Annotated in this window: 23 protein-coding genes; 11 read left to right on the forward strand and 12 right to left on the reverse strand. The window is 54.6% G+C overall.

Annotated elements, in window-relative coordinates; translation table 11 throughout:
• Positions 1–32: 32 nt before the first annotated feature.
• Positions 33–779 (forward strand): ferredoxin--NADP(+) reductase, encoded by a 747-nt coding sequence (gene fpr / locus AC4ICF_RS22800; RefSeq protein WP_116343773.1) that lies wholly within the window; start codon positions 33–35, stop codon positions 777–779.
• Here fpr and AC4ICF_RS22805 read toward each other — a convergent pair whose 3' ends face one another.
• Entirely contained in the window at positions 780–1,199 is a 420-nt protein-coding gene (locus tag AC4ICF_RS22805; RefSeq protein ID WP_028014847.1) for a DUF805 domain-containing protein, read from the reverse strand.
• Between the two features lie 112 nt (positions 1,200–1,311).
• Here AC4ICF_RS22805 and AC4ICF_RS22810 point away from each other — a divergent pair, with 112 nt between their 5' ends.
• Together AC4ICF_RS22810 and tpiA are read left to right on the forward strand one after the other, a co-directional pair.
• Positions 1,312–1,908 carry a DUF1454 family protein gene (locus AC4ICF_RS22810; RefSeq protein WP_316380715.1) on the forward strand — a complete coding sequence of 199 codons (597 nt, stop codon included), beginning with the start codon at positions 1,312–1,314 and terminating at the stop codon, positions 1,906–1,908.
• Between the two features lie 111 nt (positions 1,909–2,019).
• Positions 2,020–2,787 (forward strand): triose-phosphate isomerase, encoded by a 768-nt coding sequence (gene tpiA, locus AC4ICF_RS22815; protein ID WP_006808674.1) that lies wholly within the window; start codon positions 2,020–2,022, stop codon positions 2,785–2,787.
• Positions 2,788–2,885: 98 nt separating this feature from the next.
• Here tpiA and AC4ICF_RS22820 read toward each other — a convergent pair whose 3' ends face one another.
• The 7 genes from AC4ICF_RS22820 to cpxP all read right to left on the reverse strand — a co-directional run bounded on the left by AC4ICF_RS22820 (position 2,886) and on the right by cpxP (position 11,534).
• Entirely contained in the window at positions 2,886–4,190 is a 1,305-nt protein-coding gene (locus AC4ICF_RS22820; protein ID WP_316380714.1) for an SLC13 family permease, read from the reverse strand.
• 73 nt (positions 4,191–4,263) lie between these two features.
• A complete protein-coding gene (locus AC4ICF_RS22825) occupies positions 4,264–5,007 on the reverse strand; it encodes a CDP-diacylglycerol diphosphatase (RefSeq protein ID WP_116343769.1) in 744 nt (247 codons plus the stop codon).
• A gap of 107 nt (positions 5,008–5,114) precedes the next feature.
• Complete coding sequence (locus tag AC4ICF_RS22830; protein WP_116343768.1) at positions 5,115–6,104, reverse strand: sulfate ABC transporter substrate-binding protein; 990 nt, start codon at positions 6,102–6,104, stop codon at positions 5,115–5,117.
• A gap of 134 nt (positions 6,105–6,238) precedes the next feature.
• Positions 6,239–7,201 (reverse strand): 6-phosphofructokinase, encoded by a 963-nt coding sequence (gene pfkA, locus AC4ICF_RS22835; protein ID WP_028014852.1) that lies wholly within the window; start codon positions 7,199–7,201, stop codon positions 6,239–6,241.
• Positions 7,202–7,375: 174 nt separating this feature from the next.
• Positions 7,376–8,269, reverse strand: coding sequence for a CDF family cation-efflux transporter FieF (gene fieF, locus AC4ICF_RS22840; protein ID WP_316380713.1), 894 nt, complete (start codon positions 8,267–8,269; stop codon positions 7,376–7,378).
• Positions 8,270–8,608: 339 nt separating this feature from the next.
• Entirely contained in the window at positions 8,609–10,405 is a 1,797-nt protein-coding gene (locus AC4ICF_RS22845; RefSeq protein WP_316380712.1) for an LTA synthase family protein, read from the reverse strand.
• Positions 10,406–11,030: 625 nt separating this feature from the next.
• On the reverse strand, positions 11,031–11,534 hold the full coding sequence (cpxP, locus tag AC4ICF_RS22850; RefSeq protein ID WP_061096505.1) for a cell-envelope stress modulator CpxP: 504 nt from the start codon (positions 11,532–11,534) through the stop codon (positions 11,031–11,033).
• 150 nt (positions 11,535–11,684) lie between these two features.
• Between cpxP and cpxR the strand changes: the two genes are divergently transcribed.
• Positions 11,685–12,383, forward strand: coding sequence for an envelope stress response regulator transcription factor CpxR (gene cpxR, locus AC4ICF_RS22855; RefSeq protein WP_006179159.1), 699 nt, complete (start codon positions 11,685–11,687; stop codon positions 12,381–12,383).
• Entirely contained in the window at positions 12,380–13,753 is a 1,374-nt protein-coding gene (gene cpxA / locus AC4ICF_RS22860) for an envelope stress sensor histidine kinase CpxA (protein WP_015569937.1), read from the forward strand. Before cpxR ends, cpxA begins: the two co-directional genes overlap by 4 nt.
• A 36-nt stretch (positions 13,754–13,789) precedes the next feature.
• Here the strand turns inward: cpxA and yiiM are convergent, their stop codons facing one another.
• Entirely contained in the window at positions 13,790–14,464 is a 675-nt protein-coding gene (yiiM, locus tag AC4ICF_RS22865) for a 6-hydroxyaminopurine reductase (RefSeq protein WP_316380711.1), read from the reverse strand.
• A gap of 71 nt (positions 14,465–14,535) precedes the next feature.
• Positions 14,536–15,156 carry a superoxide dismutase [Mn] gene (sodA, locus tag AC4ICF_RS22870; RefSeq protein ID WP_003861999.1) on the reverse strand — a complete coding sequence of 207 codons (621 nt, stop codon included), beginning with the start codon at positions 15,154–15,156 and terminating at the stop codon, positions 14,536–14,538.
• Positions 15,157–15,443: 287 nt separating this feature from the next.
• Between sodA and rhaT the strand changes: the two genes are divergently transcribed.
• Positions 15,444–16,478 (forward strand): L-rhamnose/proton symporter RhaT, encoded by a 1,035-nt coding sequence (gene rhaT / locus AC4ICF_RS22875; RefSeq protein WP_023309733.1) that lies wholly within the window; start codon positions 15,444–15,446, stop codon positions 16,476–16,478.
• On the opposite strand, the gene rhaR is transcribed toward rhaT, so the two are convergent.
• Positions 16,479–17,327, reverse strand: a complete 849-nt coding sequence (rhaR, locus tag AC4ICF_RS22880; RefSeq protein WP_116343763.1) for an HTH-type transcriptional activator RhaR — start codon at positions 17,325–17,327, stop codon at positions 16,479–16,481.
• A 73-nt stretch (positions 17,328–17,400) separates the two neighbouring features.
• Positions 17,401–18,237: an HTH-type transcriptional activator RhaS gene (rhaS, locus tag AC4ICF_RS22885; RefSeq protein WP_316380710.1), complete on the reverse strand. Its 837-nt coding sequence runs from the start codon at positions 18,235–18,237 to the stop codon at positions 17,401–17,403.
• Between the two features lie 301 nt (positions 18,238–18,538).
• On the opposite strand from rhaS, the gene rhaB reads away from it, so the two are divergent.
• The 5 genes from rhaB to rhaM all read left to right on the forward strand — a co-directional run bounded on the left by rhaB (position 18,539) and on the right by rhaM (position 23,722).
• Entirely contained in the window at positions 18,539–20,008 is a 1,470-nt protein-coding gene (rhaB, locus tag AC4ICF_RS22890; RefSeq protein ID WP_316380709.1) for a rhamnulokinase, read from the forward strand.
• Positions 20,005–21,264 carry an L-rhamnose isomerase gene (gene rhaA / locus AC4ICF_RS22895; protein ID WP_316380708.1) on the forward strand — a complete coding sequence of 420 codons (1,260 nt, stop codon included), beginning with the start codon at positions 20,005–20,007 and terminating at the stop codon, positions 21,262–21,264. Before rhaB ends, rhaA begins: the two co-directional genes overlap by 4 nt.
• Positions 21,265–21,385: 121 nt before the next feature.
• Entirely contained in the window at positions 21,386–22,216 is an 831-nt protein-coding gene (rhaD, locus tag AC4ICF_RS22900; protein ID WP_316380707.1) for a rhamnulose-1-phosphate aldolase, read from the forward strand.
• 46 nt (positions 22,217–22,262) lie between these two features.
• Positions 22,263–23,411: a lactaldehyde reductase gene (fucO, locus tag AC4ICF_RS22905; protein WP_316380706.1), complete on the forward strand. Its 1,149-nt coding sequence runs from the start codon at positions 22,263–22,265 to the stop codon at positions 23,409–23,411.
• Positions 23,408–23,722: an L-rhamnose mutarotase gene (gene rhaM / locus AC4ICF_RS22910; RefSeq protein ID WP_316380705.1), complete on the forward strand. Its 315-nt coding sequence runs from the start codon at positions 23,408–23,410 to the stop codon at positions 23,720–23,722. The genes fucO and rhaM overlap by 4 nt, the downstream gene beginning before the upstream one ends.

Raw genomic sequence — 23,722 nt, forward strand, 5'->3', positions numbered from 1 at the left:
GATGGAACAGAGAAACAGCACAGGAGAAGATCATGGCGGACTGGGTAACAGGTAAAGTCACAAAGATAGAATTCTGGACCGATGCGCTATTTAGTCTCACCCTGCATGCTCCCGTTCACCCGTTTAAGGCCGGGCAATTTGCGAAGCTGGGGCTGGATGTCGACGGCGAGCGCGTGCAGCGCGCCTACTCTTACGTTAACGCGCCGGATAACCCGGATCTCGAGTTCTATCTGGTCACCGTTCCGGACGGCAAGCTCAGCCCCCGCCTCGCCGCCCTTAAGCCCGGCGACGATGTGCAAATCGTGAGCGAAGCGGCGGGCTTCTTTGTGCTCGAAGAGATCCCTGACTGTGACACGCTCTGGATGCTGGCAACCGGCACGGCTATCGGTCCCTATCTTTCCATTCTGCAATACGGCAAAGATCTGGAGCGCTTCAAAAACATCGTGCTGGTGCACGCTGCGCGCTACGCTGCAGACCTGAGCTATCTGCCGCAAATGCAGGCGCTGGAACAGCAGTACGGTGGGAAGTTAAAGATTCAGACCGTGGTCAGCCGTGAAACCGTAGCAGGAACGCTTACCGGTCGCGTGCCGGCCCTAATTGAGAGTGGAGCCCTGGAAGACGCAGTGGGTTTACCAATGACGGCCGAAACCAGCCACGTCATGCTGTGCGGTAACCCGCAGATGGTGCGGGACACGCAGCAGCTTCTGAAGGATACCCGGCAGATGACGAAACATCTTCGCCGCCGACCGGGCCATATGACCGCTGAACACTACTGGTGATCAGCGGTATTTCACCTCGACGGTGTCTTTACCGTATTTGTTTTCGCTCTGGGTGCCGATAAACGCGCCCAGATCGACAATCATCATCACGAAGATGACCGACGGCAGCAGCCTGCCCACGACCCACGGAAGGATGGATGGGAGCATCGCCCAGTTTCCTGCCACCAGCATCCACGCCAGAATAATCAGAAACGCCCATGCGCCGGAGCGGCCGCGATCGTGCAGGCGTTTCACCACGACGGCCGCCGTTGGCCATAGCAGGCAGACCAGCGCAAATGCCGCCGTTTGCGTGCTCAGCCAGGCGTTGTAAGCGACGAAAAACAGAAGCAGCATGGCGACAACCCACGTCACCATCCAGACCCAGAAATCACGGCGTCCAATACGCCCTTTGAATGAAAACAGCCACTGCTGTATGGTCATGTAAGGTTCCTTATTATCGTTTAGCCCGCATTTTACCCTGGAGTTGTGACCTTTTGACAAGCCGACCAGATATCGTTTTAATCATGAGCACTTACGGCCAGGTGCAATGTTGATGAAAAATTCGGCACATTCTCTTTTCCTGTGTTTCGCGATGCTCAGCGCGGGTTTTCCGCTGCACGCCGCCGACACCGCGGCCCCCACCACTGCGCCGTATTTGCTGGCAGGCGCGCCGTCTTTCGATCAATCCATCAGCCAGTTTCGCGAAGCCTTCAATCAGGCCAACCCAGCGCTGCCGCTGGATGAATTTCGCGCCATTGATAGCTCCCGCGATACCCCAACCCTGACCCGTGCAGCGAGCAAGATTAACGAGAATTTGTATGCTTCCACGGCGCTGGAGCGCGGTACGTTAAAAATCAAAAGCATGCAAATCACCTGGCTGCCGATTCAGGGGCCAGAGCAGAAAGCCGCTAAATCGAAGGCGCTTGATTACATGAGCGCGGTGCTGCAGGCGTTTACGCCTGCGCTGACGAAAAAGCAAAGCCAGCAAAAGCTGCAAAAACTGCTGGCCGCCGGTAAAAACAAGCGGTACTACGCCACAACCGAAGGCGCGATCCGCTATGTGGTGGCAGATAACGGCGAAAAAGGACTGACCTTCGCCGTTGAACCGATTAAGCTGGCGCTATCTGACACCCTTGGCGGGGCGAATTAATGACAAAAAGCAAAGCCTTTCGAGGGAAAATCTCTATACTGATTCACAGACCATGCTGCCCGAGAGGGCGGCCATATTCCTTAATTCGCTTATTTAGCGTGGAGAATTGAAATGCGACATCCTTTAGTGATGGGTAACTGGAAACTGAACGGCAGCCGCCACATGGTAAACGAACTGGTTGCGAACCTGCGTAAAGAGCTGGCTGGCGTGACCGGCTGCGCGGTTGCTATCGCTCCGCCGGATATGTACCTGGATCTGGCTAAACGTGCCGCTGACGGCAGCCACATCGTGCTGGGCGCGCAGAACGTTGACGTTAACCTGTCTGGCGCGTTCACCGGTGAAACTTCCGCTGAAATGCTGAAAGATATCGGCGCGAAATACATCATCATCGGCCACTCCGAGCGTCGCACTTACCACAAAGAATCTGACGAGTTCATCGCGAAGAAATTCGCCGTGCTGAAAGAGCAGGGTCTGATCCCAGTTCTGTGCATCGGTGAAACCGAAGCGGAAAACGAAGCGGGCAAAACCGAAGAAGTGTGCGCGCGTCAGATCGACGCCGTGCTGAAAACTCAGGGCGCGGCAGCGTTCGAAGGCGCGGTTATCGCTTACGAGCCAGTCTGGGCGATCGGTACCGGCAAATCTGCAACCCCTGCGCAGGCTCAGGCAGTGCACAAATTCATTCGTGACCACATTGCTAAAGCCGACGCGAAAGTCGCTGAGCAAGTGATCATCCAGTACGGCGGCTCCGTAAACGCCTCCAACGCTGCTGAGCTGTTCACCCAGCCAGACATCGATGGCGCGCTGGTTGGCGGTGCATCCCTGAAAGCTGACGCTTTCGCGGTGATCGTTAAAGCGGCAGAAGCGGCTAAACAGGCGTAATGGCCTTTGTGGCGGGTGGCGCTTGCGCTTACCCACCGCTCTTCTCCTCCCTCTCCTTTGGGAGAGGGTTGGGGTGAGGGGAAACCCCTCGCACCGAACTACACTTTATCTAATACGCTAAACCACAAATAATCCAGCGGCAGCAGCACCAGATACGTTGCGATAGCCAGCGCCAGACAAAGCACCATCCCCGCCCTTGCAGGCACCTTCCCGAGCCCCATTGCCACCACAATCGGCGACGCCTGATACGGCAGCAGCGGCGTGGAATAGCCCAGCACCTGAATCATGATCACCGACAGCAGCGGGAAACCGGTCGCGTCCGAGAAGCTCTGAGCCAGGGTAGTGTACAACGCCGGAACGCCGTTAGCAGTCATAATGAAGTTGAGCGCTGTGGTAATACCGGTCAGCGCCAGAAAGCTGGTGAACGGTTTGTCCGCATCCAGCGGCATAATGCGCAGCAGCGCTTCGCCCACGGCCGTTCCGATACCGGTTTGCGTCACGACGATCGCCAGCCCAAGAATACCCGCGACGTAAATGCAGGTACGCATGTTCACGCCCGCAGAAAACTCCTCCCCGGTGATAAAGCCAACGCGCGGCAGCATGACGATGATCGACGCCGCCAGCCCCGTCCACGCGGGCCCTACGCCGTGCCAGCTCTCCGTGACCCACATTCCCAGCACCAGCGCCAGCAGCCAGGCGAGACGCTTTTCGTCCCGCCCCATGGGTTCAGACAGCGCCAGATCCTTCGGGGGTTTTGGGCTGCCGGGGAACAGCCAGCAGATGAGGCCAATCAGAATCAGGCCTTTGAGAATACCCAGCACCGGCGTATGCAGCAGCAGATACGGAACATAGTTCAGGTGAATGCCGTACGAGCCTTCCGCGGCACCGCTCATCACCAGGTTAGGGACGTTTGCAGGCAGGATAGTTGCCGAAAGCTGGAAGGTGCCGAACCCGACGGCCAGCGCCAGACCAAACCAGGCGCGGGAGCCGTCGGCGATACCGGCGCGTTTCGCCATCGCCGCGACAATGGGCATCAGCAGCGCAATACGCCCCATGTTTGACGGCATCACAAACGCCAGCGCGTAGCTGAGCAATACCACGCTCGCCACCATCAGCACCCAGGAGTCAGTGAGCTTTGCCGACAGCGCCCGGGCGGCCCTGTCCGCCAGCCCGGTTTTACGGATCGCCACGCCCAGTACAAACCCGCTGAATACCAGCCAAAAAGCCGACGAGGCAAAACCGCCGAAGATCGCTTCCGGCGGGGCGATTCTGGCGGCCATCGCCGCCGTAAAGAACAGCAGCGCGGTGATAAATTCTGGCAATAGCGACGTCGCCCACAGCACGATGGTGACGCCGACGATCAGCGAGGGCAGCAGCAGAGGATGCGTTAACCAGAGCGACATACCTGTCTCCTGTAGATTTTTTCAGCAAGTCTACGGTGACAGGCAGCCCGAGTAAACGCGATTTATGGTGGGGTTACTTCAGGATAGCGCATTGATGATCCTGCAATTCCTCTGCCGAGGCGCGGTTGAGCGTGAGCAGGTTACGCTCCGTAGCCAGCAGAATAAAAGATCCATCCGACTGCTGCGCCATTGCCAGCGCGAAACGCCCCATATGGTCGCGCGCTTCCGGCAGCTCTTCCGCCAGCATCATAAACGGGCTGCGCTGGACCAGTTCATTCTCCGTCACCCGGCGAGCAAGATACTCATGCCCTTCCAGCCCGCCCGGGAATGGTAGCCACTGGGTGCTGATTTCTCCCTGCGCCGCGTTAAGCTTCTCGCGCACGTCCGGGCGCAGGCAGGAGATATGGATATGGAAATGGTTCTGCGTACGGCCTGTCGGAGAGTTAATCGTCAGCGAAATGGCGCTGTCCGGCACCTCGGAGCCACGCTTCATGGTCATAAAGCTGCGCGACTGCCACGCCAGCCAGAAGAAGTTCGGCGTGTGAGGCTCGGTCAGGAGCGGGCTTTCGGTGCCATTGATGCGGTACGTTGGCATCAGCAGATACTGCAGCGGCCCGTTGCGGTCTTTAAATACCACATAGCCCGCGTCAGGCTTCACCTGCGCGCAGGGCGCCGGGTTACGGTGTTGCAGTTGATTAGGCAGGCACTGGTCGAGAACGATATGGCGCAACGCATTCGGATTACCCGCTTTTATCCAGTACACGCCGCCTGCGGCAAGAGCGATGACAATCAGGATCAGTAAGATAATTTTTTTCACAACGCGTTCCCTGTTTTCAATAGAGGCAAAAGAGTAACGCAAAATGATGACCAAATAAAAAACCCGGTGGATTTCTCACACCGGGTCGCCGTGTCGTTTGTTGTGGTTTAGCGCTGGCTAATCTGGTCGAAGGTGCCGCCATTAGAGAAATGCTCTTTCTGCGCTTTCGTCCAGCCGCCGAACACATCATCAATGGTGAAGAGCTTCAGTTTCGGGAATTCGCTATCGTATTTCTTCGCGACAGCCGCATCGCGTGGACGATAGAAGTTCTTCGCCGCGATTTCCTGGCCTTCCGGCGAGTAAAGATACTTCAGGTAGGCTTCCGCCACCGCTTTGGTGCCTTTCTTATCAACGACCTTATCGACCACGGAAACGGTCGGCTCAGCGAGGATGGATTCGCTCGGGGTCACGATCTCAAACTTGTCTTTACCCAGCTCGTGGGTCGCCAGCAGGGCTTCGTTTTCCCACGCAATCAGCACGTCGCCAATGCCGCGTTCGACGAAGGTGTTAGTGGCACCGCGTGCGCCGGAGTCCAGCACTTCGACGTTTTTGTACAGGGATTTGACGAATTCCTGCGCTTTAGCCTGGTCACCGTTGTTGTGGTGCAGCGCGTAGCCCCAGGCCGCGAGGTAGTTCCAGCGTGCACCGCCGGAGCTTTTCGGGTTCGGGGTAATCACAGAAACGCCCGGTTTGATCAGGTCGTTCCAGTCCTTAATCTGTTTCGGGTTTCCTTTACGCACCAGGAAGACGATGGTCGAGGTGTATGGCGCGGAGTTATCCGGCAAACGTTTGATCCAGTTTTTGTCGATACGACCACGCTCGGCGATGGCGTCGACATCATAGGCCAGCGCCAGGGTCACCACGTCGGCTTCAATACCGTTAATCACAGACGTCGCCTGCTTACCGGAGCCACCGTGAGACTGACGAATTACCACGTTATCGCCGGTTTCCTGTTTGTAGTGCGCCGCAAAGGCTTTGTTGTATTGATCGTACAGCTCACGCGTCGGGTCATACGACACATTCAGTAACTGGATGTCCTTTGCCAGAACGCTGGTCGATGCCAGCAATAACGTTAAACCCACGCCCCATTTATTCATCGCCCAGCTCTCTTGTGTAGTGTTTTGATGAATGCAGCGTGCCAGAAAGCGAATCGAGGATTAAAGAATAAAAAAAGATTGGCTATAACGAAGAGGAATAAAAGCCCTCTTCTGAAAGAAGAGGGCTTGAAGGATCAGTACAGTTTTTTGGCGCAGTCCAGCCAGTCACCTTTGAACGGACGCTTCATGTTTTCAATCGCGTCGATGATGTCATGGTGAACCAGCTGTTCGTTCTGAATACCGACGCAGCGGCCGCCGTGGCCTTGCAGCAGCAGCTCGATAGCGTACGCACCCATACGGGATGCCAGGATACGGTCGTACGGGCCCGGGGAACCGCCGCGCTGGATGTGACCCAGAACGGTTGCGCGGGTTTCGCGTTTGGTTTCGGTTTCGATGTACTTCGCCAGCTCGTCAACGTCACAGATGTGCTCGGTGATAGCCACAATCGCGTGTTTCTTACCCTTCGCGATGCCCGCTTTGATTTCAGCGACCAGATCTTCGCGGCTGAACTCCACTTCAGGAACCACGACGAACTCACAGCCACCGGCGATAGCCGCCGCCAGGGTCAGGTCGCCGCAGTAACGGCCCATCACTTCAACGATAGAGATACGCTGGTGAGAAGAGGAGGTGTCACGCAGACGGTCAATGGCTTCCACAACGGTGCCCAGCGCGGTGAAGTAACCGATGGTGTAGTCAGTGCCTTTGATGTCGTTGTCGATGGTGCCCGGCAGGCCGATGCACGGGAAGCCCATTTCGGTCAGACGTTTTGCACCCATGTACGAGCCGTCACCGCCGATGACCACCAGCGCGTCCAGGCCACGCTTTTTCATGTTCTCTATAGCCACTTCACGGATGTGTTCGTCACGGAATTCCGGGAAGCGCGCAGACCCAAGGAAGGTACCGCCACGGTTGATCATGTCAGACACGCTGTAGCGGTCGAGCTGAACCATACGGTCTTCATACAGACCCAGGTAACCATCATAGATACCAAAAACTTCCAGACCTTCCGTCAGCGCTGCACGGACAACCCCACGAATTGCCGCGTTCATGCCCGGCGCATCACCGCCGCTTGTCAACACACCGATTTTCTTAATCATGACTACCTCTGAACTTAGGAATGCAAAATTGAAATCTGTTGCCGGAAGAAACTTATCGACCAACGAATACTGCAAATAGTATATCAATCCCTTCTGGCTGAATTGATTCAGGTCAGACCAAATGGCGGTAATTTATACACAAAATGCTGGCCTGGCTCACTTTTTTACAACGAATTACGAAAGCCCAACATGTCCGGGTACAACCGAGCAGGGATCCTGGTGAATGATGACGTCTGAACCAGGAAAACGCTGCAAAATCGCCTGCTCGACCTGTTCAGCAATCATGTGAGCCTGAACCAGCGGCAGGTTGTCTTCCATTTCAATATGAATCTGAATAAAGCGGGTCGGCCCTGACTGCCGCGTTCGAAGATCGTGTGCACCGCTGACGCCGGGCCAGGAGGTCACGATGGAAAAAATTTCATTACGTTCCGAGTCCGGAAGAGCGCGATCGAGCAGTGATTGCACCGCGTCATACCCCATCCGCAGGGCGCTATATAAAATATAGATACCAATCCCTAACGCAAACAACGCATCGGCCCGATGCCAGCCATACCAGGCCAGACCGAGCGCAATAAGAATAGCCCCATTCATCATAACATCAGATTGATAATGAAGCATATCCGCCCGTACAGCCTGACTTTGCGTTTTGCGAACGACCCAGCGCTGGAACGTTACCAGAACAAGTGTGCTTATAAGTGCAATTACCGTGACGACCACGCCGACACCGGGATTATTCATCGGTGAAGGCGAAACCAGATGTTGAATACCGGTCAAAAACAGGAACAGTGCCGAGCCAGAAATGAACATACTTTGCGCCAGCGCGGCCAGCGACTCCGCTTTGCCGTGTCCAAACGTGTGCTCTTCATCCGCCGGCTGCAGCGAGTATCGCACCACCAGCAGGTTGGTCAGCGAGGCAGCAATATCCACCAGTGAATCCACCAGCGCCGCAAGAATACTGACCGAGCCGGTGTACCACCAGGCAAAGATTTTAATCAGCAGCAGGCCAGAGGCCATGACGGTGGCCGCAATGGCGGCCCGGCTTACCAGCCTTCCATAGGATTGATTCATAAACGCTCCTGTCATGTCATGCCGCTAGTATAACGGAAGCATGGGGAGGCAAAGGATGAATAAACGGTTAACAAATCAGAATGCGGGGCAAAAAAAACCCCCACATCATGTGGGGGAAGACAGGGATGGTGTCTTACTATTAATTTATGTCTTTGAAACCAAAGTTTTAATTTCTTGTAATGTTCACATTTTGTACCACATCGGTCTTTAACATGACCTCCAATTGTGAAGCTCCTTCTCATCATCGTAACGAAGTGATGATGTTGACAAGTTAAGGCGAAAGCAGCATAAATTTGGGGAAATGGTGATGGCCAAACGTATCATATCCCCCTAAATTTATTACGGTATATTTTCGAACAATGATATTGCGTAAACCCATGATGGAATACTGTTTATTAAAGATTTGTAACCGTCATAATCAGTATACATTGGGTTTTGACAACCGTTATTCTGAGTGTATTTTACAGCAAAGACATCAGAATTTATAAAATATTTATCCGCAAACGAAGCTAAACAAAAATAGGGTTTCTTGTTCGCATCTTTTACAAAACCCGTAACAGCAGCCATATCGTTAGACTTTATAAAAACAGGGACATCCCCCAAATCTAAAGGCGTAGCAATAACTTTAAAGTTAAAATCCTCATCTTTATCACCAACAGTTGAGAACAAATTTCGCGAGATAACATTGTTTTCATAAAAATATTTATTTAGTGCAGGCTTATGATCACCATATACAATAATAACCGCATCTTTGTCGAGCTTTTGAACCTCTTGAGCAAAACTCACTAAACGAGAAATTGACTCCGCAACTTCATATTTATAGGCTGTTTCGCCAGAATCATTCAGATGTGGGTAAGGCCCGTGAGTACCCATGGTTATAAGGTTCATAAAAATTGGCTGTCCCTTTTTCTCACGTAGCTCCTTTAATGCTGAGCGATAAAGAACGATATCATCTGTTTGCCACTGCCAAGGCTTCTTATTTTTTAATATATCAACTGGCACATCCCCCATTTGGGTTATATCGACAAACTGATCAAAACCAAACTTACGGTAAACATCACCTCTGCGCCAAAATGTTCTATTATTGTTATGAGCAGCAAATGTAGCGTATCCTTTATTTTTTAAAGCTTGAGGAAAAGATTCAGCATTAACCTTAAATGCATCAACATATTCCTGATAGATGATACCTGAAAGGTACTTACTCGTACTTGGTAAGCCGGTCAACATTTCAAACTCTATGTTAGCTGTACCAGCCCCATAATGTGGAGATGTAGCCCTTAAAGCAACAAAACCAGTATCCATTAATGGTTGGTATAGATCTTTAAAGTTGTTATTATCATACCAACACGACTCACATAAAATAAATATTACCGTCTTATTTTTAGGCTCACTAGAAATATATTGAGCACGCAACGCAACATACTTACCCACATCGTTTTTAGCTAACTCAGGTATTGAGGTACGAATACTAGTCTGAATCAGATGAAGAGGCAAACCGTGTTGACTTACATTGCCCGGCCAATCCCATGAAAAATAATTAACATCGTATTTGTTATTTAGAAGATTGACTCTTTCAACAATCCAACCAGGTAACACTCGAATGGTATTAGAATAAGATGAAAATGCCATAAACATTGTAGGTATCAAAAATACCACCAAGACGGACTTACTTGTCTTATGAATTTTCAACTTATTATCTAAAATTAATACTAACCCTCCAATAAAAACAACCCCTAAAAAAAGAAAAAAATTATTATAAGAAAGATATTTAGAAGCCAAGGAGATATTTGAACCAGCAACAATATCATTGTAGGATAGTGGCTGGCCAGTTAGCGACAACTTTGTTGAATTTATAAATGTAAGGACCGTAGCAATCAATATAACGAGATACAATGAAAAAAGAACTCTTACATTAAAAAGGCGCAAAATCAGATACAAAAGAATAACTGGCGCTGACTTCCAGTAAATTCTAATGAATTCATGAACATTAATATAGTCAGGAGTATCACCAATAATACCCAAACTTACTTTCAAAAAAACAACAATAATTAAAACACACAATAATTCAATAAACACATTCCGCAACATATTAATATTTATTTTTCCCGCATAAAAACATTTAAACTTAAACCTCATTCCTGCCAACCCCTTTAATTAATTTTTATACAAAAATGCGTCTCGTAACATAAACAATCTTCAAAATTGCGTTTTTATTCCACAAAATATGCTGTTCTTGCAACCCAGAATGTAATTGGAGTAGTTTAAGTTCTCCTGGCTTATTGATATGCCCTGTACGAGCTCCAGAATCACAGAAGTCTCGATACGGTTTAGATTCTGGCATTAATGATAACGTGCCTTGAGATATGCTGTCATGTCATACCGGGTACAAGCACGTTGAGTATCGTGGCATAAAAGGACAAAAAATCTTAGCAGTTTGAAACCCTACGCTTAGGCGTCTTACCTCGAAAATTAAGCACAACGTGAAAACATTATGATTGATGATAGGGGTAGATTTTTTAGCGTGCCGAACGCAGGCGTTATGTTGAGGAAATTCGCGGGATCTTACAGTTAATATGAAACCATACATTGCATCTAATCAGGCAATTCTATCTTTTCTCACTAAAATCCCAAAAATCCCGCAACGTAAGTAAGCACCATAGCTTATTGTTATTATTATATAAAGTATAAAATAATGACAAAAAAAACCCCCACATCATGTGGGGGAAGACAGGGATGGTGTCTATGGCAAGGAAAACAGGGTTTACTGGTTACTACGGGTACTGCTATTGCTACTGAAAAACGTTGTTTCTGAGCTTCGCTGCATCCGTGCAACCTCACGCAGCTGGTCCATTCGCTGCTGATGTTTGGTATTCAAAACCGCTTGCTGCTCGGGCGTTAGCAGGTGGAACATCTGGTTGCGGACCTTCGCCATCTCTACCTGGCGGGCAACCTGTTCCTGTGCCATTTTTTCGGCCTGAGCACGGACAGCGCTTTCGTCAAAATTTTCTGCGGTGACAAGGCGATGCATTGTCTCCATTTCGCTAACATTAACAGGGGGCTGATCGTGTCGTGCCCTCTGCATCAGATCTCGCATCTGTTGACGCTGATGTTCGGTTAAACTTATGCCGTCAAACATATGGCTTTGGCTGCTGTGCGTTGCGCCCTCTTGCGAGGAACCGTTATCGCCGATGATAGCTACAGCAGCCTGGCTAAACGCACTGAACGCCAGCGTTGAGGCCATGACGGCAGCGGTAACTTTGCGCATCACTTGCTCCCAAAATCTTTCGTGTCGCGATTCAACGAGAGACAGTCTACGATTCAGGCTGCAAACATGCGTCAGGGGGTGTAAAACAACGTAAAGTCATGGATTAGATAGCCTTGATGTCGTAATTTCTGCCTCGGAGGTATTTAAACAATGAATAAAATCCTGTTAGTTGATGATGACCGAGAGCTCACATCCCTTTTAAAGGAGTTGCTCGACATGGAAGGTTTCAACGTCCTGGTTGCCCATGATGGCGAGCAGGCGCTGAGTCTCCTTGACGACAGCATCGATCTACTTTTGCTCGACGTAATGATGCCGAAGAAAAACGGTATTGATACGCTGAAAGAGCTTCGCCAGACACACCAGACGCCTGTAATCATGCTGACCGCGCGCGGCAGCGAACTTGACCGCGTTCTCGGCCTTGAGCTGGGTGCGGATGACTATTTACCGAAGCCGTTCAACGACCGTGAACTGGTGGCCCGTATTCGCGCTATCCTGCGCCGTTCCCACTGGAGCGAGCAGCAGCAAAATACCGACAACAGCTCGCCAACGCTGGAAGTGGACTCCCTGAGCCTGAACCCGGGCCGCCAGGAAGCGAGCTTCGACGGCCAGACGCTGGAGCTGACCGGCACCGAGTTCACCCTGCTGTATCTGCTGGCACAGCATCTCGGCCAGGTGGTATCGCGTGAACATTTAAGTCAGGAAGTGCTGGGCAAACGCCTTACCCCGTTTGACCGCGCCATCGACATGCACATCTCTAACCTGCGCCGCAAGCTGCCGGAGCGTAAAGACGGTCACCCATGGTTTAAAACCCTGCGTGGTCGCGGTTATCTGATGGTTTCCGCTTCATGATAGGCAGCTTAACCGCCCGCATCTTCGCCATCTTCTGGCTGACGCTGGCACTGGTTTTAATGCTCGTTTTGATGTTGCCAAAACTCGACTCACGCCAGATGACGGAGCTTCTCGACAGCGAGCAACGTCAGGGCGTGATGATCGAACAGCACGTGGAAGCGGAGCTGGCAAACGATCCGCCGAACGATTTGATGTGGTGGCGCAGGCTTTTTCGCGCTATCGATAAGTGGGCGCCTCCCGGACAACGTCTTTTGCTGGTCACCAGCGAAGGCCGCGTGATTGGAGCCGATCGCAATGAAATGCAGATCATCCGCAACTTTATTGGCCAGGCGGATAACGCCGATCACCCACAGAAGAAGAAATATGGTCGGGTAGAGATGGTCGGTCCTTTCTCGGTACGGGATGGGGAAGACAACTACCAGCTCTATCTGATTCGCCCCGCGAGCAGTTCCCAGTCCGACTTCATCAACCTGCTGTTTGACCGTCCGCTTCTGCTGCTGATTGTCACGATGCTGGTCAGTTCCCCGCTGCTGCTATGGCTGGCGTGGAGCCTGGCAAAACCGGCGCGTAAGCTGAAAAACGCCGCCGATGAAGTGGCGCAGGGTAACCTGCGGCAGCATCCTGAGCTGGAATCCGGGCCGCAGGAGTTCCTGGCCGCAGGAACCAGTTTCAACCAGATGGTGAGCGCGCTGGATCGCATGATGACCGCCCAGCAGCGGCTGCTGTCGGATATCTCGCACGAGCTGCGCACCCCGCTTACGCGCTTGCAGCTGGGCACCGCGCTGCTGCGCCGCCGCAGCGGGGAAAGCAAAGAGCTGGAGCGTATTGAGACGGAAGCCCATCGTCTGGACAGCATGATCAACGATCTGCTAGTGATGTCGCGCAACCAGCAGAAAAACGCACTGGTGAGCGAAACGGTGAAAGCCAATCACCTGTGGCATGAGGTGCTGGACAACGCGGCGTTCGAAGCTGAACAGATGGGTAAATCGTTCACCGTCAACTTCCCGCCGGGCCCGTGGCCGCTGTACGGTAACCCCAACACGCTGGAAAGCGCGCTGGAGAATATCGTGCGTAACGCCCTGCGCTACTCGCATACGAAGATTGAAGTGGCGTTTTCGGTGGATAAAGACGGGATTACCGTCATTGTCGATGACGACGGCCCTGGCGTCAGCCCGGAAGATCGCGAGCAGATTTTCCGTCCATTCTACCGCACCGACGAAGCGCGTGACCGCGAGTCTGGCGGCACGGGGCTGGGTCTGGCGATTGTTGAAACCGCCATGCAGCAGCACCGTGGCTGGGTGAAAGCCGACGACAGCCCCCTGGGTGGGCTACGGTTAACGCTGTGGCTACCATTGTATAAGCGTTCGTAGCTGTTAGTGCCGGGTGGCGGCTTCGCCTTACCCGGCCTACTTTCCCCACAATCTCCGCGAATTATCCTCGATCTTGCCGCTTAAGCGCCGCTTCTGCATCGTTCTGGTCCAGCTGGTTGATAACCCCGCAGCCGACAGCAGGCGGTGATACTGCTCGTCGTCAAACGGCATATGCCAGGCAATAGCGCAGGCGTCATAAACAGACACATCGCTCAGGCGCGACGCCAGCTCAAGCGGCGCGTCCGCAGAAACCTGCCCAGCCAGCACCACGCGGTACAGCCAGCCGGTTTTACCCGCGTTTTGCAGCTGGGCCGACATATCCTGAATCCTGAAATGGTAGTTGAGCTTGAAGCACGGCGAGCGTGGCTGCGTCACCTGAATCAAGGCATCGCCCCAGCGGTAGATATCGCCGATAAAGACGTTCTTCTCCGTCAGCCCTTCGGTCGAGAGATTTTCGCCAAACGCGGGCGCAACGAAGAGGTCCGCCTGCTCGGGGAACTCGGTTTTCCAGTGCTGATAGTGCTCGCGCGGATAGTGGCACAGCGCGCGCTCGGGCCCGCCATGGATTTTCTTTTCGGCCTGTTCGTCACCCGCCAGACCGAGATCGGTTAACGTCAGTTCACCGTCGACCTGCACTTTGGCGATGGCGCTCGGGCGGCTGCCGTCGTACTCCCTGACCTTGCCTGTAAACACGTTCACCGGGTAATGCATTGCTGCCTCCATTACGCAGATACAAAAAAAGCGAGTCATAAGACTCGCTTCTCACAGGCGTCAATGCAACCTTATTTTTTAGCGGCGAAACGCGCTGCTGCTTCGTCCCAGTTCACCACATCCCAGAACGCTTTGATGTAGTCAGGGCGACGGTTCTGGAACTTCAGGTAGTAAGCGTGTTCCCATACGTCCAGACCCAGGATTGGGAAGCCGGATGCGCCAGAGATCGCTTCACCCATCAGCGGGGAGTCCTGGTTAGCAGTAGACACTACCGCCAGCTTGTCGCCTTTCAGAACCAGCCACGCCCAGCCAGAGCCGAAACGGGTCGCAGCGGCTTTTTCGAATTCCGCTTTGAAGTTGTCAACGGAACCGAAGTCGCGCTCGATAGCCGCTTTCAGGTCGCCCTGCAGGGTGGTGCCGGTTTTCAGGCCTTTCCAGAACAGGCTGTGGTTAGCGTGACCGCCAGCGTTGTTACGCAGCACGGTTTTCTTGTCTGCTGGCAGCTGGTCCAGTTTGGTAATCAGCTCTTCAACAGGCAGGTTAGCGAACTCTGGCAGGCTTTCCAGCGCGGCGTTCGCGTTGTTCACATAGGTCTGGTGGTGTTTAGTGTGATGGATTTCCATCGTCTGCTTGTCGAAATGCGGTTCCAGTGCGTCGTAGGCATACGGCAGGGATGGCAGTGTATAACTCATAATCCTCTCCATTATTGTCGGGCGGCACAGCTGTTAATGCCGCGTAAGCAGTTGGTTCATTATAGTTAATTAAATGATATTGAAAATGATTATCAATGCCGTAGTTTTTATAAGGTTATTTAGGTTTTGCCTAAACGCAAAATTGTGAGTCTGCTCACCAGGTTAACGCGCTGATTGCCATCCAAAACCAAAGTGCGGCAACCTTCTGAAGGTTCCTGAACCGCCTAATTTTTACACTCATCAAGTCGGGGGGAGGCCACCGGCTATAAAAACGATGAGGACGTAAAATGAATCATGCGATAACGATGGGTATCTTCTGGCATTTGATAGGCGCAGCCAGTGCAGCCTGTTTCTATGCCCCGTTCAAAAAGGTGAAAGGGTGGTCGTGGGAAACCATGTGGTCGGTTGGCGGTACCGTGTCCTGGCTGATTTTGCCATGGACCATTAGCGCCATGCTGCTCCCGGATTTCTGGGGCTACTTCACCTCCTTCAGTGCTTCCACCCTGCTGCCGGTGTTTCTGTTCGGCGCGATGTGGGGCATCGGCAACATTAACTACGGCCTGACCATGCGCTACCTCGGAATGTCGATGGGTATCGGCATCGCGATTGGCATTACGCTGATCGTCGGCACGCTGATGACGCCCATTCTTAACGGTAATGTCGACGTGTTGATCAACACCAAAGGTGGGCAGATGACGTTGCTGGGCGTGCTTGTCGCGGTAATCGGCGTGGGTATCGTCACCCGAGCGGGTCAGCTGAAAGAGCGCAAGATGGGCATCAAAGCCGAAGACTTTAACCTGAAGAAAGGGCTGCTGCTGGCAGTGATGTGCGGCATCTTCTCGGCGGGCATGTCGTTCGCCATGAACGCCGCAAAACCCATGCACGAAGCGGCCGCCGCGCTGGGCGTCGACCCGCTGTACGTGGCGCTGCCAAGCTACGTGGTCATCATGGGCGGCGGCGCGTTGGTAAACCTTGGCTTCTGCTTCATTCGTCTGGCAAAAGTGAAGGATCTGTCAGTAAAAGCGGATTTCTCGCTGGCAAAATCCTTAATTATCACCAACGTGCTGCTTTCGATGCTGGGCGGCCTCATGTGGTATCTGCAGTTCTTTTTCTACGCCTGGGGTCACGCCAGCATTCCGCCACAGTACGACTACATAAGCTGGATGCTGCACATGAGCTTCTACGTGCTGTGCGGCGGGCTGGTTGGGCTGGTGCTGAAAGAGTGGAATAACGCCGGGCGTCGTCCGGTGGGCGTTCTGAGCCTGGGCTGCGTGGTGATCATCATCGCCGCTAACATTGTCGGCCTCGGCATGGCGAACTGATTACGCTGCCTTTCGACTGCGATGACGCCACTGAACCGGCGTCATCCCCACCTCGCGATTAAACACCACCGAAAAGTAATTACTGTCCTCAAATCCGCAGCGCATCGCCACTTCACTGACCATCAGCTCCGTATGCTGCAACAAATACTGGGCGTGGCAGATGCGCAGCTGGCGCAGGTAGTGGTTCACCGTCATCCCCGTCTGGGTGCGGAACTGCTGGCGCAGTGCGCGCTCGCTGCACTGCTCCTGCTCGCAGAACTTTTCCAGCATGAAACTTTTGTTCAGGCTACCCGCAAGCCGGGCGATCAGCTTGTCCAGCAGCGCTTCCTGGGCGGTCGCGGAGGGGTTGTCGGTGGCATAACGATGGCGTTTAAGGGTCATGACCAACTGGGCGAAAAGCAGCTCCGCCATCGGGTTTGCCACAGAATCGTGCTTTTGGCTCTCCTGCTCCAGCTGGGAGATCGTCTGGCGCACCTGAGCCATGCCGTTGCTGCTTAAGCGCCAGTGGGGTTCGCCTCTGGCATTGAGAAAACCGGGGATATGAGCCGCCCAGTCAACATTCAGTTTGAGCCTGTCCGGGCAGTAGATAACGTTCTGCAAAACCAGATCGTTAACCGAGGCGTAAGCGTGTTTGTCTTCGCCGCGGATGTAAAACAGATCGCCACGCGTGATGCGGTAGGGCCGGTCGTTGAGGATGTGTAAGCCGTTGCCGCGCCAAACGAGCACCAGTTCGCAAAACTCGTGGGTATGCTCGGCAAAGACATTTTGCGGGTAGCGGTCGGCCACCGCGACGGCCTGACTCGCGGAGGCAAAAAAATCATCTTTGCGAAGAATTAACTGAGCGGCCACACCACAACCTCTACGGTGAATAACCGGACATTATTAGCCATTTTGCGGCAATAAAACGGTGATTGCCTTCGCGTTACTGGATTGAAGCATCCTTCCCCTGACGGATATCGCGCGGCGACCAGCTAAACTCGCGACGAAAAAGGGTCGAAAAGTGATTACTGTCGCCGAAACCGCAGCGATACGCGATATCCGTGACGCTTTCGTCGGTGTGACGTAAAAGGTGACGCGCTTTAATCAGGCGCAGGCGGTTGAGGTAGCGCTGCGGCGTGAGCCCGGTGTGCTGCTTGAGCTGACGATGGAGCGTACGCAACGACAGCGAAAAATTATCCGCCAGCGTTTCCCAGCACACGTCCTCGGCGAAATGGTCCTCCAGCCAGGCCATCAGTTGGTTCAGCCGCGCGTCGTTATTTGCCAGCCCTTCCACCAGGCTGCTGCGACGCAACAGCACCAGCAGCTGCATAAACAGCAGCTCGCGGGTGGCAATGGCATGGGTCTCCTGCCCGTCCTCGCTCTGCTCCATTTGATTCACCAGCTGGCGCACCTGCTGCAACGTGGACTGATTCACTCGCCAGTGAGACGGGTAGTGTCCATCCTGCTCCTGGGGCAGTAGCTTGTTCAATCCCGACAGAAACTGGAACGCGTCCGGCGAACGATAGAGCACGTTGGTCAGACACAGGTTGTCGGTATGTTCATACAAATGCCTGTCGCGATCGCGCACGAAGCACACCATACCGCCGCTGATGGTGTATGGCTGGCCGTTGAAGACATGAATGCCTGTCCCATGCTCGACAATCACAATTTCATGAAAATCATGATGATGTTCAGGAAACGCGGCCTGCGGGAGCCGTGGCTCAATCGCGATCGGAGATGTTCCCGACGGGAAAAAATCGACGCTGTGCAGTACGGTCATAGCGGCCCCCACCAATGAGAAAAGTTCTCAAAATAGTAATTAAGGCCTTCCACACTCACCTTAAATTTTTGACAGCAAACGTCGCAAAGACTGTCCGTTTTTCAAGAAACAGACGGAAAAATCGGGAAATGCGGTCAGCGTCACATTGCCCTAAAACCCCGCCCTCCCTGGAAATTGTGAACTCCCTCACGTTCATCTTTGCTTCCTTGCCAGCGCGAGATTCGTGCTGTCAGTGACGAGAAGGTGGCCTTTTCTTCCCTTTTTTACACTCAGCACCAATGACTTAAGAAGGGACCTGATCATGACTTTTCGCCATTGTGTAGCTGTCGATTTAGGCGCATCCAGCGGCCGCGTAATGCTCGCCACCTGGGACTGCGGCAAGCGCACACTCACGCTTCGCGAAATGCACCGTTTCGCCAACTGCCTGCAAAAACAGGACGGTTTTGATACCTGGGATATTGATGCCCTGGAAGCGGGGATCCGCACCGGGCTGAACAACGTCTGCAATGACGGCATACGCATCGACAGCATCGGCATTGATACCTGGGGCGTGGACTACGTTCTGCTCGACAGCCACGGCGAACGCATCGGCCTGCCCGTCTCGTATCGAGACAGCCGCACCGACGGGCTGATGGCACAGGCCATAGCCCAGCTTGGCAAACACAACATCTATGGCCGCAGCGGCATTCAGTTTCTGCCGTTTAACACGCTGTATCAGCTGCGCGCGCTGGTTGAGCAGCAGCCGGAGCTGGTCAAAAAGGTGGCGCATGCACTGCTCGTCCCGGACTACTTAAGCTACCGGCTGACCGGCAACATGAACTGGGAATACACCAACGCCACCACCACGCAGCTGGTCAACATCAACACCGATAGCTGGGATGAACACCTGCTGGCCTGGACGGGTGCCTCACCTTCCTGGTTCGGCACGCCGACCCATCCGGGTAATGCGATCGGGCAGTGGCTCTGCCCGCAGGGGAACGCCATCCCTGTTGTCGCCGTCGCCAGTCACGATACCGCCAGCGCGGTGATTGCATCCCCGTTGGCCAGCAAAGACGCGGCCTACCTCTCTTCCGGCACCTGGTCGCTGATGGGCTTTGAGAGCAAAACGCCATACACCAGCGACGCCGCAATGACGGCGAACATCACTAATGAAGGCGGTGCCGAAGGGCGCTACCGCGTGCTGAAGAACATCATGGGACTCTGGCTGCTCCAGCGAATGCTGAAAGAACAGCATATTTCCGACCTGCCGGCGCTTATCGCCGAAACCGAAAAGCTGCAGGCATGTACGTTCCTGATCAACCCGAATGACGACCGCTTTATTAACCCGGTGCATATGAGCGCCGAAATCCAGGCCGCCTGTTTCGAGACCGGACAGCCGGTCCCGTCCCGTCCTGCCGAGCTGGCGCGCTGTATTTTTGACAGCCTCGCCCTGCTCTACGCGGATGTTCTGAACGAGCTGGCAAGCCTGCGCGGCAAACCGTTCAGCCAGTTGCATATCGTGGGCGGCGGCAGCCAGAACCAGTTGCTGAACCAGCTCTGCGCCGATGCCTGCGGCATCACCGTGGTGGCGGGTCCGGTGGAGGCCTCGACGCTCGGCAACATCGGTATTCAGCTGATGGCCCTGGACGAACTTTCAGACGTCGATGAATTCCGTTCGGTGGTCACCGCGAATACCCGCCTGACTACTTTCATCCCTAACCCCTGCCATGAAATTGCCCGCTACCGGGCGCAGTTTCAGCAAAAACGACTGACTAAGGAGCTTTGCGCATGACCACTCAACTTGAACAAGCCTGGGATCTGGCTAAACAGCGTTTCGCCGCCGTTGGCGTGGATGTCGAAGCAGCGCTGCACCAGCTCGACCGTCTGCCTGTCTCCATGCACTGCTGGCAGGGCGATGACGTCGCTGGCTTCGAGAACCCGGTCGGTTCCCTGACGGGTGGCATCCAGGCGACGGGTAACTACCCGGGTAAAGCGCGCAACGCCACCGAACTGCGTGCAGACCTGGAGCTGGCACTGAGCCTGATCCCGGGGCCAAAACGCCTGAACCTGCACGCGATCTATCTGGAGTCCGACGCGCCAGTGGCGCGTAACGCGATTAAACCGGAACACTTTAAAAACTGGGTGGAATGGGCAAAAGCCAACCGGCTGGGCCTGGACTTCAACCCCTCCTGCTTCTCGCACCCGCTCAGCGCGGACGGCTTTACCCTCTCCCATGCCAACGATGAAATCCGTCAGTTCTGGATCGACCACGTGAAGGCCAGCCGCCGCGTCTCGGCTTATTTTGGTGAACAGCTTGGCACGCCGTCAGTGATGAACATCTGGATCCCGGACGGCATGAAAGACATCACCGTCGACCGCCTGGCCCCGCGTCAGCGTCTGCTGGCCGCGCTGGATGAGGCCATCAGCGAAAAACTGGATCCGGCACACCACATCGATGCGGTGGAGAGCAAGCTGTTCGGCATTGGCGCGGAGAGCTATACCGTCGGCTCGAATGAGTTCTACATGGGTTACGCCACCAGCCGCCAGACCGCGCTGTGTCTGGATGCCGGTCACTTCCACCCGACCGAGGTGATCTCCGACAAAATCTCCGCCGCCATGCTCTTCGTGCCGCGCCTGCTGCTGCACGTCAGCCGTCCGGTGCGCTGGGACAGCGACCACGTGGTGCTGCTGGATGACGAAACCCAGGCGATTGCCAGCGAAATCATCCGTCATGACCTCTTCGACCGCGTGCACATTGGCCTCGACTTCTTTGATGCCTCCATCAACCGCATCGCGGCATGGGTGATCGGCACCCGGAATATGAAAAAAGCCCTGCTGCGCGCGCTGCTGGAGCCAACCGCGGCGCTGAAACAGCTGGAAGCAAACGGCGACTACACCGCGCGCCTGGCGCTGCTGGAAGAGCAAAAATCCCTGCCGTGGCAGGCCGTTTGGGAGATGTACTGCCAGCGTAACGACGTGCCGGCAGGCAGCCAGTGGCTGGAAAACGTGCGGGCGTATGAGAAAGACGTGTTGAGTCAGCGCGGGTAGCTGGCCCCTCACCCCTGCCCTCTCCCCAAAGGGGAGAGGGAGCAAACCATCCCCTCGCCCCTTTGGGGAGAGGGTTAGGGTGAGGGGAAACTCTCACCGCGATAACTGGAAAATAAAGACTATGCAGACTATCACCCACTCCTGGTTCGTCCAGGGCATGATCAAAGCCACCTCCGACGCCTGGCTGAAGGGCTGGGACGAGCGCAACGGTGGCAACCTGACGCTGCGCCTGGACGACGCGGATATCGAACCGTTCGCGGCCGATTTCCACCAGAAGCCGCGCTATATTGCGCTGAGTCAGCCGATGCCGCTGCTCGCCAACACGCCGTTTATCGTCACCGGCTCCGGCAAGTTCTTCCGCAACGTTCAGCTCGACCCGCAGGCCAACCTCGGCGTGGTGAAAGTGGACAGCGACGGCGCGGGCTACCACATTCTGTGGGGCCTGACCGACGAGGCGGTGCCCACCTCCGAACTGCCAGCGCACTTCCTCTCCCACTGCGAGCGCATCAAGGCGACTAACGGCAAAGACCGCGTGATCATGCACTGCCACGCCACCAACCTGATTGCCCTGACCTACGTGCTGGAAAACAGCTCTGACTTCATCACCCGCAAGCTGTGGGAAGGCAGCACCGAGTGTCTGGTGGTCTTCCCGGACGGCGTGGGCATTCTGCCGTGGATGGTGCCGGGTACCGACGAGATCGGCCAGGCGACCGCCAGAGATATGCAAAAACATTCGCTGGTGCTGTGGCCGTTCCACGGTGTCTTCGGCAGCGGTCCAACGCTGGATGAAACCTTCGGTCTGATCGACACCGCCGAGAAATCAGCGGAAGTGCTGGTGAAGGTTTATTCCATGGGCGGTATGAAGCAAACCATTACCCGCGAAGAGCTTATTGCGCTAGGCAAGCGCTTCGGCGTGACCCCGCTACGGTCAGCGCTGGAAATATACGCATAAACCCTCGCTGGCCGGACGGTACGGGCGATAGTTAAGGAGAATTATCATGAGCTTTATGTTGGCACTTCCAAAAATCAGCCTGCACGGCGCGGGCGCTATTGGCGACATGGTCAAGCTGATGGCGAGCAAAGAGTGGGGCAAAGCGCTGATTGTCACCGATGGCCAGCTGGTGAAGCTGGGTCTGCTGGACAGTCTGTTTACCGCGCTGGATGCGCACCAGATGTCATATCAGCTGTTTGACGCGGTCTTCCCCAACCCAACGGAAGCGCTGGTACAGAAGGGATTCGCGGCCTACCGGGAAGCCGCGTGTGATTATCTCATCGCCTTCGGCGGCGGCAGCCCAATTGATACCGCCAAGGCCATTAAAATCCTCACCGCCAATCCGGGTCCGTCCACCGATTATTCCGGCGTCGGCAAGGTGAAAAACCCGGGCGTGCCGCTGGTGGCGATCAACACCACCGCAGGCACGGCGGCGGAGATGACCAGCAACGCGGTGATTATTGACTCCGCACGTCAGGTGAAAGAAGTGATCATCGACCCGAACATCATCCCGGATATCGCCGTGAATGATGCCAGCGTCATGCTGGATATTCCTGCATCTGTCACCGCCGCAACGGGGATGGATGCGTTAACGCACGCCATTGAAGCCTATGTGTCCGTTGGCGCGCACCCGCTAACCGATGCCAACGCGCTGGAAGCGATTCGCCTGATAAGCCTCTGGCTGCCCAAAGCGGTCGACGACGGTCATAACCTGGACGCGCGCGAGCAGATGGCATTTGGTCAGTATCTGGCGGGCATGGCGTTTAACAGCGCTGGTCTCGGCCTCGTGCATGCCCTGGCGCATCAGCCGGGCGCGACGCACAATCTGCCGCACGGCGTGTGCAACGCCATCCTGCTGCCGATCGTCGAAAGCTTTAATCGCCCGAACGCCGTGGCACGGTTTGCTCGCGTGGCGCAGGCGATGGGCGTCGACACGCGCGGCATGAGCGACGAAGCGGCCAGCCTGTCAGCGATTCAGGCGATTCGCGACCTGAGCGCCCGCGTCGGTATTCCGTCCGGCTTCAGCCAGCTTGGCGTCACAGAAGCCGATATCGAAGGCTGGCTGGATAAAGCCCTCGCCGACCCGTGCGCGCCATGCAACCCGCGCACAGCCAGCCGCGACGAGGTTCGCGAGCTATATCTGGAGGCATTATGATCCGTAAAGCCTTTGTCATGCAGGTAAACCCGGACGCGCACGAGGAGTACGCGCGTCGCCACAACCCCATCTGGCCCGAGCTGGAAGCGGCACTGAAGGACCACGGCGCGCACCACTATGCCATTTATCTCGACAGAGAACGTAGCCTGCTGTTTGCCACCGTAGAGATTGAATCAGAGGAGCGCTGGAACGCGGTCGCGAATACCGACGTCTGCCAGCGCTGGTGGAAACACATGCATGATGTAATGCCGTCGAACCCGGACAACAGCCCGGTGAGTGCCAGTCTGGAAGAGGTGTTTTATCTGGCGTGA

The organism is Enterobacter sp. ECC_219_Taxon_10 (assembly GCF_058354905.1).

Bases quoted from the DNA above. Each gene is read 5' to 3' on its own strand.
- rhaM (WP_316380705.1), top strand. From the start codon at position 23,408: ATGATCCGTAAAGCCTTTGTCATGCAGGTAAACCCGGACGCGCACGAG.
- rhaD (WP_316380707.1), top strand. From the start codon at position 21,386: ATGCAGACTATCACCCACTCCTGGTTCGTCCAGGGCATGATCAAAGCC.
- tpiA (WP_006808674.1), top strand. From the start codon at position 2,020: ATGCGACATCCTTTAGTGATGGGTAACTGGAAACTGAACGGCAGCCGC.
- fpr (WP_116343773.1), top strand. From the start codon at position 33: ATGGCGGACTGGGTAACAGGTAAAGTCACAAAGATAGAATTCTGGACC.
- fieF (WP_316380713.1), bottom strand. From the start codon at position 8,269: ATGAATCAATCCTATGGAAGGCTGGTAAGCCGGGCCGCCATTGCGGCC.
- AC4ICF_RS22810 (WP_316380715.1), top strand. From the start codon at position 1,312: ATGAAAAATTCGGCACATTCTCTTTTCCTGTGTTTCGCGATGCTCAGC.
- fucO (WP_316380706.1), top strand. From the start codon at position 22,263: ATGAGCTTTATGTTGGCACTTCCAAAAATCAGCCTGCACGGCGCGGGC.
- rhaT (WP_023309733.1), top strand. From the start codon at position 15,444: ATGAATCATGCGATAACGATGGGTATCTTCTGGCATTTGATAGGCGCA.
- cpxP (WP_061096505.1), bottom strand. From the start codon at position 11,534: ATGCGCAAAGTTACCGCTGCCGTCATGGCCTCAACGCTGGCGTTCAGT.
- AC4ICF_RS22805 (WP_028014847.1), bottom strand. From the start codon at position 1,199: ATGACCATACAGCAGTGGCTGTTTTCATTCAAAGGGCGTATTGGACGC.
- sodA (WP_003861999.1), bottom strand. From the start codon at position 15,156: ATGAGTTATACACTGCCATCCCTGCCGTATGCCTACGACGCACTGGAA.
- cpxR (WP_006179159.1), top strand. From the start codon at position 11,685: ATGAATAAAATCCTGTTAGTTGATGATGACCGAGAGCTCACATCCCTT.
- cpxA (WP_015569937.1), top strand. From the start codon at position 12,380: ATGATAGGCAGCTTAACCGCCCGCATCTTCGCCATCTTCTGGCTGACG.
- yiiM (WP_316380711.1), bottom strand. From the start codon at position 14,464: ATGCATTACCCGGTGAACGTGTTTACAGGCAAGGTCAGGGAGTACGAC.
- rhaA (WP_316380708.1), top strand. From the start codon at position 20,005: ATGACCACTCAACTTGAACAAGCCTGGGATCTGGCTAAACAGCGTTTC.
- AC4ICF_RS22820 (WP_316380714.1), bottom strand. From the start codon at position 4,190: ATGTCGCTCTGGTTAACGCATCCTCTGCTGCTGCCCTCGCTGATCGTC.
- rhaS (WP_316380710.1), bottom strand. From the start codon at position 18,237: ATGACCGTACTGCACAGCGTCGATTTTTTCCCGTCGGGAACATCTCCG.
- rhaB (WP_316380709.1), top strand. From the start codon at position 18,539: ATGACTTTTCGCCATTGTGTAGCTGTCGATTTAGGCGCATCCAGCGGC.
- AC4ICF_RS22830 (WP_116343768.1), bottom strand. From the start codon at position 6,104: ATGAATAAATGGGGCGTGGGTTTAACGTTATTGCTGGCATCGACCAGC.
- pfkA (WP_028014852.1), bottom strand. From the start codon at position 7,201: ATGATTAAGAAAATCGGTGTGTTGACAAGCGGCGGTGATGCGCCGGGC.
- AC4ICF_RS22845 (WP_316380712.1), bottom strand. From the start codon at position 10,405: ATGAGGTTTAAGTTTAAATGTTTTTATGCGGGAAAAATAAATATTAAT.